This window comes from Sodalis sp. (in: enterobacteria) (genome assembly GCF_047607725.1).
In the GTDB taxonomy this organism is placed as follows: domain Bacteria; phylum Pseudomonadota; class Gammaproteobacteria; order Enterobacterales; family Enterobacteriaceae; genus JBLKSS01.
Map to the genome: position 1 here is coordinate 1 of NZ_JBLKSS010000048.1, position 15,614 is coordinate 15,614.

Sequence of the window (15,614 nt, forward strand, 5' to 3'; positions counted from 1 at the left end):
GCCTGGAATCAATGAGTCCGATGCAGGCAACGATGCTGTTGGAGGTGATGGAAGATCGTTACGACAAAAGCAGCAGCATCCTGATCAGTCAACTGCCGGTAAAAAAATGGTATGGACTGATAGAAAACCCCACGACAGCTAACGCGTTACTCGATCGGCTAGTACACCCCAGCTATCGACTGGAACTTAAAGGCGAATCACTACACAAAGAGCAAGAAGTAGCCAGCACAGGAAAAATAGACTAAAATTGAGTCAGAAGATGAGCGAACACGTGATCGAATATCACTGGAATGGGTGATCGGAAAATATCGGAATAACTGATCGGATGTCGCCGGAACAGATGATCGGATACGTCGGAATCTGCATTTATCAGCACAATAGGCCACCGGCTTGATAAAAGGCACGCCGGTGTCCTCTTTTTTGTAGCTATAAATGTCCTGCACCAGCGACACTACGCCATAAATGGATCCGATATTGATGATTGACCTTTTTTTCCCGCCGCTTTCATCCGGCCGCCCACCTGTTGGGTCACGAGAAAGGTTCCCACCAAATTGACCTCTACCACTTCGCGGAAAATCTCTAACGGGAAGTGCTCAAACGGCCCGGACACTTCCGGTGGAGCGCTGGGCTAAGTATCAATACCGGCATTATTGACCAGACCGTCCGGCGTACCCCACTTTTGCTCTATATCGTCAAGCGCCCGATTGACGATATCCCCATCGGTAATATCCACTTGGTAGAACGCCAAACGCGGGGAATGACTGCATTCGCCGAGCGCTTTCTCGCGTCTTTCCTCATTAATATTTTGGGCAAAGACCGCCACTTTGGCCCCCCGCGTATGGAGCGCTTGCACATACTTGGGCGCCCAGTTGGCCAAGGCCGCCGGTGACGATGATAATTTTCTCTTTAACAGAAAATAAGGTATCTTCCATTTTGCTTCTCCGTTACCGCTCGCGATGCTAATATTTTGTGGGCCTGAAGATAGTCTCTATCCAGAATAATTCCGTGGCCGGGCTGGTCGCTGGGAACGTAATAACCATCAAGCTCTTCACCGGCGGATAAGACGATACGCAAATCTTTCCAGCGGCCGCCGTCGGTCACCTCCGCATAAGACACATTTGGGCACCGCGGCTAATAAACTCGCGCTGAGTTCCAGCACAAAGTGCGGCGTCATGGGCAGATTGTGCGCACGGGCGACCGTCGCCACATCCATATAGTCGGTAATACCGCCCACGCGGCCTAAATCGGCCTGGATAAAATCAGCCGAACCGCTTTCGATATAGTGGGTAAACTGGCTAAGGTTATAGACATTTTCCCCCAGGGCAATTGGGGTATTGGTTCTTTCACGCAGCTGTTTATGTCCCGCGATATTGTCCGACGGCAGAGGTTCCTCAATCCAGAGCAGGTTCAGCGGCTCAAACAATTTGAACGCTCTTAAAGCCTGGGGGAAATTCCACCCCTGGTTGGCATCCACCACAAGCGGAAAGCCCGGCACGGCTTGCTGAATTTTGAGTAAACGTTCCACATCCTCTTCCAGATCGGGTTTCCCCACCTTGACCTTGGCCGCGAGGTAGCCTTTCGCTTTCCAGCGACACACCTGATCGATAACCTCCTCGACCGACATATGCAGGTTAATACCGCTACCGTACAGCGGTACGCGATCGCGCACCCTGCCGAGGAGATCGACAATAGGGACATTCAACGTTTTTTCCAATAAATCCCAATAGGCAATATCCAGCGCGGACAACGCATGGGTGGTCACGCCCGCCCCGCCAACATCATGTATATATTTATAACTGCGGTCCCACAGTGCGCGCGGCGACAGGCGCTGTCCGATAACATCAGGAATAATCTCTTTAATCAGAGCCGAAATGGTGGCGCCACACCAGCCGGAGGTATGGCTGAAACCGGTTCCCACCAGGCCGTTGGAGGCATGTACATCGACGATCGCCACCTCTATATCGGTGACGTGATGGATTTGATCGCCCAACGGTCCTTCCGGCAGCGGCACGCGTGCGGTGGTTAACTCGATATGTTCAATAATGGGCATTTTGGTGATAGTCATGATCAATCCTCTTTCTTCATTTCATTCATAAGGTCGGGGTGTACGAAACCCGGTGCCGAACCGGCAGCCTCGTACCCGGCATCGTCGTGTTCATTGTCGCCGGCGACATGGACGAAGACTTTGGAAAGCAGGAACGTCGCGGCAAGAAAGGCCAGGAACGGCGCAATGGCGATAAGCGCCGAGGGCAGCGGTACGCCGAGTGCATCAAAGACCAGGGTGGTCAGGAAGGCGGTGATTTTCACAATGGTGTAGCCGATGCCGGACGCCACACCGCGGTATTTTGGTTTGGCCACCAGCGACACCACGGTCATGCCGTTTTCCGCATCCCAATAATGACCCCAGAGCATTAGAGCGGCGCCGCTGGTGATCATCATATAGTTGAGGGAATACACGCCATAAGCGGCAATCAGTATGCCCAGGGTGACAAACAGGAAACCGTACTGACTCAACCCGCGGTGCCCCAGGCGGTGTAGCAGCAAGGGGCCGACAAAGGCGGACAGCGCCGCGACACAGTTCACCGCCAACAGCGCCAGGTTGTTTTGTATCTGGCCGGAAATGCCTATCTTTGCCAAGATCAACGGTAAGTAGAAGGAGAAGGCGTAATTTTCAAACGACTGAACCGCGCAGGATATCCAGCCAAAGAGCGTGGTACGGCGCGCGAAACTGCGGCTGAACAGATCCCTGAGCGCTTCACCGACGCTCGTCGGTTCAATGGTAACATTATGCTCGGGCAACAGATCGTCAAGCAGCCGCCCATGATGGTCGCCGTAATACGGCGCGCTTCAACGAATCTACCGCGCTCCACAAACCAGACGGGGGTTTCCGGTAATTCGCGCCGCATCAGCAACAGAAGGAAAGCCGGAATAGCCGGCACCGCCAAAACGATACGCCAGAAATGATCCTTCTCCACCCCCAGCGCCACCAATACGGTTACCAACAGAATGGCGGCGATGATGCCGAGGGAAAACATAAACTGCCAGCGGTTAGCCATGACTTCCCGTTTACCCTTCGGCATCACTTCCATGATGTAGGTAAAGCCGTTGGCCACGTCCGCGCCCACCGGAATACCGGCAAAACAGCGGATAATCGCCAACCAGAAGATATTGGGTGCCAGCCCCTGCAAGATGGCAAATACCGCGAAAAGCAGCATGGAAGCGAGGAAAATCTTGCGTCTGCCAAATCTGTCGGTCAGCCATCCCCCGAGCATGGCGCCAATAATGGCGCCAAACTGGGTACCGGCAGCGGTAAAACCTAATAACCAACTGCTGGGATGATAAATGTCTTTCAGGACGTAGATGATGAACGCCATGGAATAGATGTCCCACGACTCGATAAGCAGCGCGGTGATCATTAACCATCCTGCCCGGGTAGAGCCAGGGGCCTCCTGTAAATCCAGCCGTTTTTTGGCGGCGAGAATCAACCCCTCGATATTGACGTACTGAGACATATAAACTCCCATTGACCCTGCGTAGGGAGGTAGATGAATAGTGTTAATGTTCTGATGGTGCCTAATCCGTTGCGCGTTCATTCATGGGCCTTAACGCCACCTGATGGGGCGTTCGCCAAGAATGGATATTCATCCACTTCTCCTGACAGGGTGTGCCATTGTTGCTTTTGGTGTAGTGTTCCATTATCACGCCGACGCGCAAGCGCCCGTGATAATGCCCGGCGCGCGTCGTGATCGGGTGGCCTTCCCTGCCCTCTGCCTGACCCTAACGCGCGAGTGCGTTATTTATTAATGAAACCGGTTTGCCCATGCCTTAATCCCGTCAGGCGCCGGCCTGTTTTGATGCCTTACCCTCTAAATGACGTTACGCGCATTCAAAACGTCATAGCTGCGTCGAGTTAGCTTTTCGTCCGTACGATGCCATTCCAGCATCATCACCTACACATCCCAGGGTGAGTGCCGCGCTAAGCGGTTTTATTGCGCAGCTTCATGATTACCAGTCCGATAGCCGCTAATGCCGGTCCCGCCGCAATGGCCAACAGGGAAAAGGCAAAACTGCCCGTGGTATCCCGCAGCCACCCCATGACAAAGGGGCCGGCAAATCCGCTTAAATTACCGACGGAATTAATGACCGCGATGGCCGCCGCCGAGGCGGAACCGGTGAACAGATTGGAGCACAAAGCCCAGAAAGGCGGCGCAAACGCATAGATGCCCACCACGGCAAGACAGATAAGCAGCAGCATCGCAACGGGATTGCTGATAAAGACGCATAAAGCCAAACCGATAGCCACCGCCGCGGCGCTGCAGCCGGAGTGAACCGCGCGGTTGCCGGGATGCCTGTCGAAATAACGTCCAATGAAAGGCAGTAATACCACGGCGACAAAGTAGGGTATGGCGGCAATCACCCCGACTCAGGATATGGCCGAACCAAAACCCGCCACAATTTGCGGTAAAAACATAATTAGGCCAACGCCGGCGAAATTCATGCCGAAATAGACAAGACTCAGTTTGATGATGCGGGGATCGAAAAATACCTGACCCAAGCGATGCTGGCCGGGGGTGGCCAGATTGGCCTTCTCATTATTAAGCGTCTCGGTCAGCCAGGCTTTTTCTTCATCGTCCAGCCAGGAGGCCTGTTCCGGTCTATTTTTTATAGCGGAAAAAAAGATAGATACCCAAAATGACGACGGGTAGGGCTTCGATAATGAACAACCATTGCCAGCCTTCCAATCCCCCGATGCCATGCATCATTAGCAAAGGCGCCGATATGAGGGAGCCGAAAACCACGGCAAACGGAACCGCAAGGTAGAATACACTGAGCACCTTGGCCCGGTTTTTAGCCGGTAGCCAATAGGAGAAATAGTAGACGACGCCGGGAAAAAACCCTGCTTCGGCCATGCCTAAAAGGAAGCGGATGGTGAAGAAAGAGTACTCCCCCGTGACGAAGGCGGTCAGACCGGAGATCAATCCCCAGGTTATCATGATCCGGGCAATCCAGACGCGAGCGCCAAAGCGGTGCATCGCCAGATTGCTCGGGACTTCAAACAGAAAATATCCGATGAAGAATATACCTGCCCTCACCCTGTATACCGCCGAGGTAAATCCTAAAGACGCATTCATTTGTACTGCGGCGAAGCCAATATTTACGCAGTCCATAAAGGCAATAAAATAGCCCAGCATCAAAAAAGGCAATATCTTTATCATTATTTTTTTACAACTTTTCTTTCTATATCATCAGAGCGTTTACCGGCAACAGAAGCTAATGTATTCATTATGCATTCCTCTATTATCGCTATAATGTCATTCTTTCGATGGCAAAGAATGATGGACGCAACCCTTCTCTGATACTGACCCTTGCCTACGCTAAAAATGATTTACCCGGCGGTATTGCGCTCATCAGCAAAAAAAATCCTCGTCATCAAGGTCATTTCACGTAAGCGTTCTCATGTCATATATTGCAACTGCTGCGATGCCCGAGTTAATGCTCCCGCATAGGGTCGGTCGGCAGACGAGATGCCGGCCGCCATGCGCGCCGATAAGGGAGAAAAAGCAGCCTCCCTAAACGCCGGCGAAGGCTGGCCGCAGGATGTCGGGTTTAGCCCAAACGGCCGAAAAGGCTACTCCCCATTGTCGTGAATAAAGTCCATATTCAGCCGCAGGCCCAAGCCCGGCGCCTCGGGTATCGCCAGAAAGCCCTGGATCGGCATCGGCGGGTCGATAAAGAGATTATTGGTGATTTCCTCAAACATCATGAGCCTTTCCAGAAACAGCGCATTGGGTAACGCTCTCACGAGGTAGCTATGCATATGCTCCATAGCGTGCGGGGCAAATTTTAAATTCCATGCTTGGGTAATTGCGGCCGCTTTTAATATTTCCGTATATCCGCCCACGCGCGTCACATCCACTTGTACGATATCCACAGCGTTATTAATGACTAAATCCCTAACGCCGAATTTGGTATATTCATGCTCGCCGGTACCCAGTGGGATATCGGTACCGCGTTTGAATTTGGCTAACCCGGTAATGTCATCGGCAAACACGGGCTCTTCAAACAAATAAATATCATATTCACGAATATTATTGGCAACTTGTATCGCTGTTGCAGCATCCTAACAATTATTGGCATCCACCAATAAATCGATTTCGGGTCCGATTGCCTCACGCACTTTCCGCATCCGTTCAATATCGTGCCGAGGTTTGGTGCCCCCTTCCACTCCCAATTTAACCTTTATTTTCTGATACCCTTGCGCCACCATTGATTGCGCTTCCTGAACCAATTGGTCGTCGCTGTATGACGTCCATCCCCCGCTGGCATAGACCGGCACCGATGTTTTATTGCCGCCGAGCAAGCGAAACAGCGGCAGGCCCATGATCTTGCCCTTGAGATCCCACAGGGCGGTGTCGACAGCGCTTAAGGCGCCAAAAGTTAAGCCTTTACGCCCCACGCCGCGCAGATAATGAAAAAATTGCTCCCACAGCACCTCGGTAGCAAAGGGGTCGCAATCGATGAGCTTGGGGACGAAATTATTCAGAATGAGGGCTTTAGTGGCTTCTCCATCCACCTCATGATACGTCAGCCCCACCCCCTCAAGCCCCTGGTCGGTGGTAATTCTCACCACGATGTAACCCACCGATTCTACTTTGCGTGTGGCATCCGCCAGGCCGGCGGCAACCGGTAGGGAAACCAGATGTACCGCTATTTTTTTGATTTTCTGCGACATTATTTTCTCCATTAGCTTGATATGGACTGAACAAAGCGTCGGGAAAGCCTGCCCTCCCTCGCCGGTGTGTCATAAAGCTTCACGGCAAACAGTGACTTAAGCTGTTACATCACAGTCAAAAACGGGACTTGAAACACGCAATGGGTAAACGAAGATTTATTTAATTTTGCTAACTCGAAGCAGCAATCTATTAGAGATTTTTAATACGAACAATACATCCGTGCTCGATTTGTGATAAGGTTCATGATAAATACTTCAACATACTGAAATATAATGATTTAAAGAAAAGTTTAATTTTACGAGAGCGCTGGCAAGATCATTGTGGGTCAGTGGCGAGGTAATCGCGGGTCATCAAGGGGGCGATGCGGGATCTTCGGCCGACTAAGGCTCATTGCCGCGTCGCAAAAAACCACGGCACTGCGCCGATACGCCCTGCGCGGGACCCGGATAGCGGACTACCAACGTCCCGTTTCCCATAATTGGAACCGTTTTCCTTTTTGAGCCGGACTCACCTATACTTATTACTGTTGTAAGCACGAAACAGGAGGCACACTATGTGCGGACGTTTTGTCCAATATGAAGCGCGCTCGGACTATCTTGCCGCGCTCAATTCTCCGCTGGCGTGCCAAGCTGCGGAGACTGAAATACCTATCGGGCGCTACAACATCTCGCCGGGAAGCCGGGTGTTATTTTTGCATCAGCGCGACGCGGAGCTGCACCTGGATGCGGTGACGTGGGGCTATCATCCCCATTGGGCGAAAGAGAACCATCAGTCCGCCATGGTCAGCACCCGCGCACAAACCGCGCCCTACAGCAGGCTGTTCAAACCCCTCTGGCGCCGCGGCCGCGCGCTGATTCTGGCCGACGGCTGGTATGAGTGGCGCACCGATTCCCGTCATACAACACGTAAACAGCCCTACTTTATTTACCACATCGCGCGGCGCCCGCTGTTTTTTGTGTAAGCGCCCCGTGGAGGACGTCTTGAATTATTGGTGGGTTTGTTGTATGAGACAGTAAACCTACGTTACACGCTTCTGCTCATTGCATTTTCACATTATATTGATTTTAATAACTTTTATTTCCATACCGGTTTGAGTGATATGAAATTAGTGGTTCTGAAGTTTGTGATAGTGTCCATTAAAATTTAAGTGGACACTATCATCGCCGGATTATCCATGATCTGACAGCCGTCCCTTATAGGATGCGGGTTCACTAGGCATCGTAGTGGAACATATTCTTACCGGGCCATACAACAAACTCACCAATAATTCAAGACGTCCTTCACGGACGCTTACAACTATTTTAAGCATCTCGGCCATCATATTCAGTCTAACAATATTATAGAAGATTATATAAACATACAGAAACTTTGGCGGACCCGCGAGCAGATCGCTCAATCCATTAAAAACGGTTGTTTGAAAAATACGGATCATTACACACTCAAAAATGAGATAAAGGGGAAGTTTTGCATCAAAAAATTCTACGATAAAAATGGTAATGTAAGAAAATATTATGATTTATTGCCAAATGATCTTGAGATGTATTATATACTGGTAGAATCTATGACTAAACATTATGGCCAAGTCATAGATTTAGTTCTGCGTAATGCGTTTTATAACTTGAGTGAAAATGAGATCCTATTTTTGTCCCAGGCAACACTATCACTGATAGATGCCACTGAATACGTGGTCATCAACGGAGATGGGGAGGTAAGTTATGCGCACGTAATCCCTTACAGGATGTAAACCACATAAGCTACTTATAAAAGCACAAATGTCAGCTGAAGTTCGCTGGTATTCCATCGATTTTACAGGAGCGCATTCCGCTATCCTGCGTGAAAAAAGCTTGATAGCTATTGCATCGAAGACAACCCATTTCGTGATAAGTACGATGACAACGCTGAAAGGTCAATATTTGGCCCGCATATCATTCCCCTAAACCAAAATAATATCATTAATAATTTAAAATCTACCACAGAGTCTATCGATGTGTTTTTTTGATGGCGTTGTAAAACATTTTAAGCAGCAATATTTTACTATGTTGTATGACAGCGGCTTTTCATAGACCGCGCTTGAGAAGTTCATCGGATTTCTGACATCATTAATCCCTTTTTACAATTGCGTCGAGGATATAGAGAATAAGCATGTCGCTGCGGCAACCATTGATTGTTCTTTAGATATTATTTCTCTCATTCCAGGCGTAGGATCGCTTGGCAAATTGCTGACAAATCTCGGTCGAAAAACCGTGTTAAATCTGCTTAGGAAGACCAGCATCAAGGCATGGACGCCACGCGTGTTAAAGAAAAACATACGAAAGGCATTTATATCCGCATTAAAATCCGAACAAAAAATGACCGAAAAATATGTGAAGGCGTTAGCAAATGAGTTCATGAGGCAAATAGATCCCGGTTTTGAGTTAATTTATAACATCGGCCATAGCGGGATAAGGAACATTAGAAAAGTATTGAGAGAATTCAACCATATCCCTCATGTATCATCAGCGTTGTATAAGCTAGAAAAATATTCACCTACACAAACGTTTTTGACAGGCGTCACGTCTGGCAATCCTCTGGTGGTTAAGCATAGACAGACGAGATTTTCCCTCTTGCCGCTTGAAGGTCGTCAATATTTACAACATCAGCTTTATATTGCAAATAGTGTATCAACAGAACGATTTATCAGAAAGAAATATGTATTATTTGAACTAAACTATCCCTTAAGAGTTGGCCCTGGTGAATTAGGAGATTTCGGCCATTGCATTGTCAAACGTGATGGCATTAAAAGAAAATGCGCTAAAGCATTCAATTATCTAAGCCTGCATCAGAAACTTATTCGTACTGACAATTATCTACGCCACAACGACCTTATAAAGGCGTTTCCTTATCTGCACCAGAGTTTTCAACTGCTTGGCGTAACTAAAAAAAAGGCTATCCCTGCCTTTGCGAATAGTTATGAAAATTATCTCACTAAATTGTTTTCCGTATCGACAGTCTCCGCGTTAGATTCCCTTAGCGAAGTTGAGATAATAGAGCGATGGGTTGACTTTAGTGTCAAGCACGCGGCTAAACCCTCGATAAATGAACTTAAAACTGCCACTATAAAGACCTTGGCCAATAGTGAAGTCTTTGCTGCAGAACAAAACATAAGAAAACGATATAAAAGTCTCCACAGCGCGATAACCAGTCTCTCTACCACACCTGTGACACGTTACGCTAATGGACAGAATATTCGTGCTAAAGTTTATGATCCATCGGCTAGCGCTAATCCCTTTCATGTCGCAACAGCCGGTAAAGACGCGTCATCTGTGACACACGGAATAATCATTCATGGAAATCAACGCTTTCAGAGGGAAGTCATTAAGCATCTCGACACGATAAATACCCCCCCTTCTGGCAAACGCTTAATCGAAAGGTTGGAACATAAGAAGGTTGACATAATACCGCCATCCTACGGTGATGTGAGAAGAGTACAATCACGAGAAGGAGAAAAGGTCTTTTTGTCAGATAACTCATGTAATGGAAAAACAATCATTTTCGATCCTGAAAATGAAATAATGGGTACGAACATTGAGAACTTGGTTAACGAGCCTTGGCGCAAACGAAATCCTGACATTGCTTTGTACCATGAAATGCTTCATTCTTATTTTCATTATCATCATCAAAACATCTATGACCCTACGGGCAAAAGGGTGTTCAGAGTTAATGGCGGTAGCGCTTTTCTTGACGAAGCACGAATAACCGGCACCGTCTATAAACATAATGGCCAAGAATTTAATTTCTATGATTCTGGCTATCTGGCAACAATTGATGACGAGACAAAATATTTTACCGAAAATAATTTTCGGAAAGAAATGGCACAGGCTTATCGCCAAGATTATTACTACATCAGGCCGGTTTATGGCTCCGGCTCTCATCAAATCAGGATAAAGTAATACAAAATAATAATAATTCATTAAATAAAAAATTAGCAACATTAATAATAAAATCGCTTTTTGACCGCTTGCTTTTCGGCCTATATGAAAATATGCTTCTTGAGCTATCAACAACACCATACAGATAAAATAGGCATCAGAAATAGGGGTAAGTATTAATAATAGGATCATTTTCTTGTGTGAATGATTGTTAATTTCACGCAAACGAACGTACATTTTTAATTTCATTGGGGTATAAGATGTTTAAATTTTTGACCAGCATGTATAAAAGGCACTTTCCCTCACAGGGGTATGTTCCCGTTACGGATTTCGAGGACACGGATAATTAGATACCCAGGCTTTTCCCCTTAGTTCTAGAACAGCAGTTACAAATCTGGATGCAAAGTGGAACTGAAAGAGAGGAACAGCGCGCGGCCGCGGTAAATAAAATCAGAGAATGTCATCATTCAAAAGAAGATACTCTTGATTTGAGTCATTTCAATTTATCGGAATGGCCACCCTATATCCCTCCCACGGTAAGAAAGATCGATGCCTCGCACAATTCCCTTCAGCAGTTTCCGCCAGTATCTCTTGTCCAGATTGAGTCGCTCGATATAAGCCATAATTGCCTGACACAATTACCTGCCATTTATTCAGCGCCTCTCTCCCGGCTGAACATTAGCCATAACGCGCTTCAATCGCTACCCGCTCCTCTTTATGAAACGCTGGAACATTTGCTGGTTAATAATAACCCATTAAATTCCTTAGATAATTTATCCAGCGCTTCGTTAAAGTGGTTGGAGGCCAGAAATTGTCGTTTGCAGCATTTTTCTGCCACGACACCGGCACTGACACATCTCGATCTTAGTGAGAATAACATCACGTCGCCCCCGCCGGCATGGCCTGAAAATTTTCAGCGGCTGAAAATTAGTCATAATAAATTAACGCATCTCGGACACCTGTCCGACAGCGTGGGGCAAATTATCGCCAATGATAATCAACTGGCTGAACTACACAATCCGCCCCCCAAAAACCTACACTTTATCGATATCAGCCACAATCAACTGCGCCGGTTGTTCGATCCTGAAAAAGCGGTATTGCAGGTCCTCAAAGCTGAACATAATCTGATTAACACTGTGCCTACCGTTTTTAGCCAGAAAGACTGCAATACGCGTTTATGGCTCAGTAACAACCCCCTCACAGAGGAAACGATAAGCAGGTTGAATGAGTCAAATCGAGCAATCAGCTCCTACGATAGCGCTTTGCCGCGCATCGTTCTTTAATATATTGGCTGCACTTAATCTGACAGGCGCTTAAAAGCGGACGGCGTTAAGGAAATAGCCTCACTGGAACAAAGGGCGTCACCCGCCCTACCGCGGCGATAGCGTGCCCAATTGGCGGATAACGAATTGGCGCCGGTAGTTTCCGCCAATACTGTAGCGAGGCCTTCCGCCAAGTCGCAGCTGGCTTTTGAGGTCTCGCCGCCCGCGTTTGGCGAATTAGACCAGCGCGCCGTGGATGGTCAACAGCGCCACCACCACCACAATCCCCAACGTGACTTTCTTCGCCAGCGACACCGCGGCGCGGGGCGTTTGCACCGCATCCAGATGCGGCTCGCGCGCCAGCGAAAATTGCGCCAGCCGCGTGAGAACCTGATACTGGCTGCTATGGATATCCCATAGCGAAGCGAACCAGGCCGGCAGCGCCTTCTCGCCGTGCCCCAGCAAGGCATAGGCCGCGCCCGCCAGGCGCACCGGCACCCAATCCAGCCAGTGCAGCAACAAATCGATGCCGGAGCGCGCGCGTTTCATGGGCGTGGAGCGGCGCGCCAACCAGGTTTGCCAGGCGCGCAGAAATGCATAGCCCGCCAGGGGCACCGGGCCCCAGGGGCCGCCTATCACCAGCCAGAACAGCGGCGCCAGATAAAAACGGAAGTTAATCCACAGCAGCGCATTTTGCAGCTCGCGCAGCCGCTCGACCGGAGCCCCTTCTACCGGCAGGCCATGTATCAGCGCCAGCTCCTCGCTCATTGCTTTGCTGGCGTCGCCGTCGCCGTGGGCGGCGGCAATCAGATAGTCGCGGTAGTGGCGGCGAATCCCCCCCGCACCGATGCACAATACCCCCAAGACAATCCACAACAGCTGTTGGGGAATAGAGTATAACCAACCGACGGCCAGCCGCAGGCAGACCGCGACCAATAGCATCCAGCACAGCGCCAATATCAGCGTCTGCGCCAGCGATGTCTCGCGCAGGCGGCTAAACGGCCGCTCAAGCCAGCGATCCAATTGCCAATGTTCGCCGTACTTGAATAAACGTTCCCAGGCCAGCACCAATAATAATGTAAACAGCGTCATAACCCGCGTCTCCCTGTTAAATGTCGTCAGCCTGTGTTGACAGGAGTTGTCGAAAATCGCGCCAGCTGAAGGACGGTCCTGGATCGGTCTTGCGCTCGGGCGCGATATCGCTGTGACCGGTAATGCGCGCCGGGGTAATGGGATAATGGCGCAGCAACAGGCGGGTCTCACGTCGGCAAGCGCGCGGTACTGCGCATCGGTATAGGTCAGTGTATCGGTCCCCTCCAGTTCAATGCCAATGGAAAAATCATTGCAGCACTCATGTCCCTGATAGCAAGACACCCCTGCAGGCCAGGCGCGCCGATGAAAGGGGACATACTGCACCACTTCCCCGTCACGCCGGATGAGGCAATGCGCGGATACCCGCAACTGCCAGATCGTGGCGAAGTAAGGATCGTCCGCGGGATCCAGCGTGCCGGTAAACAGCCGGTCTATCCAGGGACCGCCAAACCGGCCCGGCGGCAAACTGATATTGTGTACCACCAACAGCGTGGGCACCACGTTCGCCGGCCGCTCGTCGCAATGGGGAGAAGGAACGCGCCTTACGTCTGCAATCCAACCGTTGTCCAACCGCATGGTGACCTCATTTTACCGAGAGTGGTACTTCGTTCGGCTTCAGGGTAGCATGAATCAAAGCTTCCCTTTATCCGCAGTTACGGAGATTTTTATGTCGACCCGCCGTTATAATGTTGAGCGCCGCCGCGCGGAATTGCTCGAACGAGTAGAGCAGGATATCCCGCCGTCGGTCAGCGCCGCGCTAAAAGAAGATCTGGGCGGCGGCACCGACGCGCAGGCCGATATTACCGCGTTGCTGCTGCCGACGGATAGTGAGGCCACTGCCGTCATCATCACCCGCGAAAAAGGCGTTTTTTTACGGGCGGCGCTGGCTTGAGGAGGTCTTCAGCCAGTTGGGCGGCGGTGTGACTATCGAGTGGCAGGTCGCGGATGGCGATCACATTGAGGCCAATCAACCCCTGTGCCGGCTGAGCGGGCCGGCGCGAATGCTGCTTACCGGCGAGCGCACCGCGCTCAAATACGCGGTGCTGTGCGGCGGCGGCGGCAACCACCGGCTGGGCTTGGCGGACACCTTCTTGATTAAAGAGAATCATATCATCGCCGCCGGCTCCGTCGCCAACGCCGTGGCGCTGCGCACCGATGTCCCGGTGGAAGTCGAAGTCGAAACCTTGGACGAGCTGAGCCAGGCCCTGGAAGCCGGCGCCGATATCATTATGCTGGACAACTTCAGCCGTGAAGACATGATCAAGGCGGTGACCCTGACGCGTCAGAGGGCGGCGTTGGAGGTTTCCGGCAATGTCACGCTCGAGACGCTGCGCGATTGCGCGCTGACCGGCGTAGATTATATTTCCGTCGGCGCGCTCACCAAACATCTGCGGGTGCTGGATCTCTCCATGCGGTTTCATCAACGATAAAAGTGCGCGCGGCCGCGCAGTTCAAATGCCACATGTTGCCGCCGCGCTGCAAATATCCCAATCCGCCTGCCAGTTTTTTTTTCCGCCGCTGTCGTAGCATTCACGCGGTCGCTAGGGTGAAGGGGTTGTTCTTCACCCAGGGGACCCAATATGCATCGCCAGTGCGGATTCACCCTCATGGAGCTGATGGTGGTCATCGCCGTCATCGCTATTCTTAGCGCTATTGCGCTACCCGGCTATCAACGTTATCTGGATCGCGCGGCGCTGACCGATATGCTGCGGATCGCCAGTCCCTACCGTCTTGCGGTGGAGCTGTGCACGATGCAGCAGGGTGATATCGACAGTTGCCACACCGGACAGCAAGGTATCCCGGCCAGCCATCGCTCCCGTTATATCAGCGGCGTCAGCGTACGCCAGGGCGTGATAAGTCTGACCGGCCGCCATACTCTGGCGGGGCTGACGCTGGTGATGTCGCCGGAACAGCTCGACGACGGCCTGGTCTGGCACCACCGCTGCGATGCCGCCGCAGGCAGCTCACTCGCCGTGGCGTGCGGCGCGCTGTTCCAGACCGCCGATCACGAGGAAGAGTGATGGTTAACCGCACGCCAGCCGACGCGCGCTGGCCGGTCACCGGCACCCCGTTGCGTGACGATATGCCGGTGACCGGCACCCTGGATCTGCTATTGCAGCGCGCGCTTTGCCGCGAGGCATCGGATATCCACATCGAGCCCTGTTCGCCCTCCGGCTATCGATTGCGGCTGCGCGTCGACGGGCTGATGACCGCAGCGCAGGGCTGCCCCGTGTTGCTGGCAGAGGGTCTGGTCGCGCGTTTGAAAGTTCTGGTGCGGCTGGATATCGCCGAACGCCGCCAACCGCAGGACGGGCAATTCAGCGCCGGCGGTGATGGGCCGCCGTGTTCACTGCGGCTTTCCACGCTGCACGGTGAAAAAGCGGTGCTTCGCCTGTTACGCTGTACCCCGGAGCGTCTGACGCTAAAAGGCCTGGGCATGCCGAAACCTCTTAGACGGCGCGTACTTACCGTACTGCTGCAGATTCCGACGTATCCGATTATCTGTTCCGGCGACATCCGATCAGTTATTCCGATATTTTCCGATCACCCATTCCAGTGATATTCGATCACGTGTTCGCTCATCTTCTGACTCAGTTTTAGTCTATTTTTCCTGTGCT

General features: G+C 51.0%; 13 protein-coding genes and 3 pseudogenes. 7 read left to right on the forward strand and 9 right to left on the reverse strand.

What is annotated here, in order from left to right; all coding sequences use genetic code 11:
- Positions 1 to 245, forward strand: a 245-nt coding sequence (locus ACMX3H_RS05370; protein ID WP_415210079.1) for an ATP-binding protein, incomplete at its 5' end; no start/stop codon positions are given.
- 383 nt (positions 246 to 628) lie between these two features.
- Here ACMX3H_RS05370 and ACMX3H_RS05375 read toward each other — a convergent pair.
- The 7 genes and pseudogenes from ACMX3H_RS05375 to ACMX3H_RS05405 all read right to left on the reverse strand — a co-directional run bounded on the left by ACMX3H_RS05375 (position 629) and on the right by ACMX3H_RS05405 (position 6,745).
- A complete protein-coding gene (locus ACMX3H_RS05375; RefSeq protein ID WP_415210080.1) occupies positions 629 to 877 on the reverse strand; it encodes an SDR family NAD(P)-dependent oxidoreductase in 249 nt (82 codons plus the stop codon).
- Between the two features lie 171 nt (positions 878 to 1,048).
- Positions 1,049 to 2,065 (reverse strand): mandelate racemase/muconate lactonizing enzyme family protein, encoded by a 1,017-nt coding sequence (locus ACMX3H_RS05380; protein WP_415210081.1) that lies wholly within the window; start codon positions 2,063 to 2,065, stop codon positions 1,049 to 1,051.
- 2 nt (positions 2,066 to 2,067) lie between these two features.
- Positions 2,068 to 2,742 carry a hypothetical protein gene (locus ACMX3H_RS05385; RefSeq protein WP_415210090.1) on the reverse strand — a complete coding sequence of 225 codons (675 nt, stop codon included), beginning with the start codon at positions 2,740 to 2,742 and terminating at the stop codon, positions 2,068 to 2,070.
- On the reverse strand, positions 2,640 to 3,512 hold the full coding sequence (locus ACMX3H_RS05390) for an MFS transporter (RefSeq protein WP_415210082.1): 873 nt from the start codon (positions 3,510 to 3,512) through the stop codon (positions 2,640 to 2,642). The genes ACMX3H_RS05385 and ACMX3H_RS05390 overlap by 103 nt, the downstream gene beginning before the upstream one ends.
- Positions 3,513 to 3,976: 464 nt before the next feature.
- Positions 3,977 to 4,417, reverse strand: a complete 441-nt coding sequence (locus ACMX3H_RS05395; protein ID WP_415210083.1) for an MFS transporter — start codon at positions 4,415 to 4,417, stop codon at positions 3,977 to 3,979.
- A 238-nt stretch (positions 4,418 to 4,655) separates the two neighbouring features.
- Positions 4,656 to 5,192 (reverse strand): MFS transporter, encoded by a 537-nt coding sequence (locus ACMX3H_RS05400; protein WP_415210091.1) that lies wholly within the window; start codon positions 5,190 to 5,192, stop codon positions 4,656 to 4,658.
- A 437-nt stretch (positions 5,193 to 5,629) separates the two neighbouring features.
- Positions 5,630 to 6,745: pseudogene (locus ACMX3H_RS05405) on the reverse strand (mandelate racemase/muconate lactonizing enzyme family protein).
- 542 nt (positions 6,746 to 7,287) lie between these two features.
- On the opposite strand from ACMX3H_RS05405, the gene ACMX3H_RS05410 reads away from it, so the two are divergent.
- From ACMX3H_RS05410 to ACMX3H_RS05420, 3 genes are all read left to right on the forward strand, one after another.
- Complete coding sequence (locus tag ACMX3H_RS05410; RefSeq protein WP_415210084.1) at positions 7,288 to 7,695, forward strand: SOS response-associated peptidase family protein; 408 nt, start codon at positions 7,288 to 7,290, stop codon at positions 7,693 to 7,695.
- Between the two features lie 1,330 nt (positions 7,696 to 9,025).
- A complete protein-coding gene (locus ACMX3H_RS05415; RefSeq protein WP_415210085.1) occupies positions 9,026 to 10,663 on the forward strand; it encodes a M91 family zinc metallopeptidase in 1,638 nt (545 codons plus the stop codon).
- Positions 10,664 to 11,040: 377 nt separating this feature from the next.
- On the forward strand, positions 11,041 to 11,925 hold the full coding sequence (locus tag ACMX3H_RS05420; protein ID WP_415210086.1) for a hypothetical protein: 885 nt from the start codon (positions 11,041 to 11,043) through the stop codon (positions 11,923 to 11,925).
- A gap of 216 nt (positions 11,926 to 12,141) precedes the next feature.
- Here ACMX3H_RS05420 and ampE read toward each other — a convergent pair whose 3' ends face one another.
- Both ampE and ampD read right to left on the reverse strand, forming a co-directional pair.
- Positions 12,142 to 12,996, reverse strand: a complete 855-nt coding sequence (gene ampE, locus ACMX3H_RS05425) for a beta-lactamase regulator AmpE (RefSeq protein ID WP_415210087.1) — start codon at positions 12,994 to 12,996, stop codon at positions 12,142 to 12,144.
- 16 nt (positions 12,997 to 13,012) lie between these two features.
- A pseudogene (gene ampD / locus ACMX3H_RS05430) lies at positions 13,013 to 13,572 on the reverse strand (1,6-anhydro-N-acetylmuramyl-L-alanine amidase AmpD).
- A gap of 91 nt (positions 13,573 to 13,663) precedes the next feature.
- On the opposite strand from ampD, the pseudogene ACMX3H_RS05435 reads away from it, so the two are divergent.
- From ACMX3H_RS05435 to ACMX3H_RS05445, 3 genes and pseudogenes are all read left to right on the forward strand, one after another.
- Positions 13,664 to 14,426 (forward strand): annotated as a pseudogene (locus ACMX3H_RS05435) (nicotinate-nucleotide diphosphorylase).
- A 150-nt stretch (positions 14,427 to 14,576) separates the two neighbouring features.
- Complete coding sequence (ppdD, locus tag ACMX3H_RS05440; RefSeq protein WP_415210088.1) at positions 14,577 to 15,017, forward strand: prepilin peptidase-dependent pilin; 441 nt, start codon at positions 14,577 to 14,579, stop codon at positions 15,015 to 15,017.
- The gene (locus ACMX3H_RS05445) at positions 15,017 to 15,556 is read left to right on the forward strand and encodes an ATPase, T2SS/T4P/T4SS family (protein WP_415210089.1); all 540 of its coding nucleotides are present in this window, start codon (positions 15,017 to 15,019) and stop codon (positions 15,554 to 15,556) included. Before ppdD ends, ACMX3H_RS05445 begins: the two co-directional genes overlap by 1 nt.
- The last annotated feature ends 58 nt before the right edge of the window (positions 15,557 to 15,614 follow it).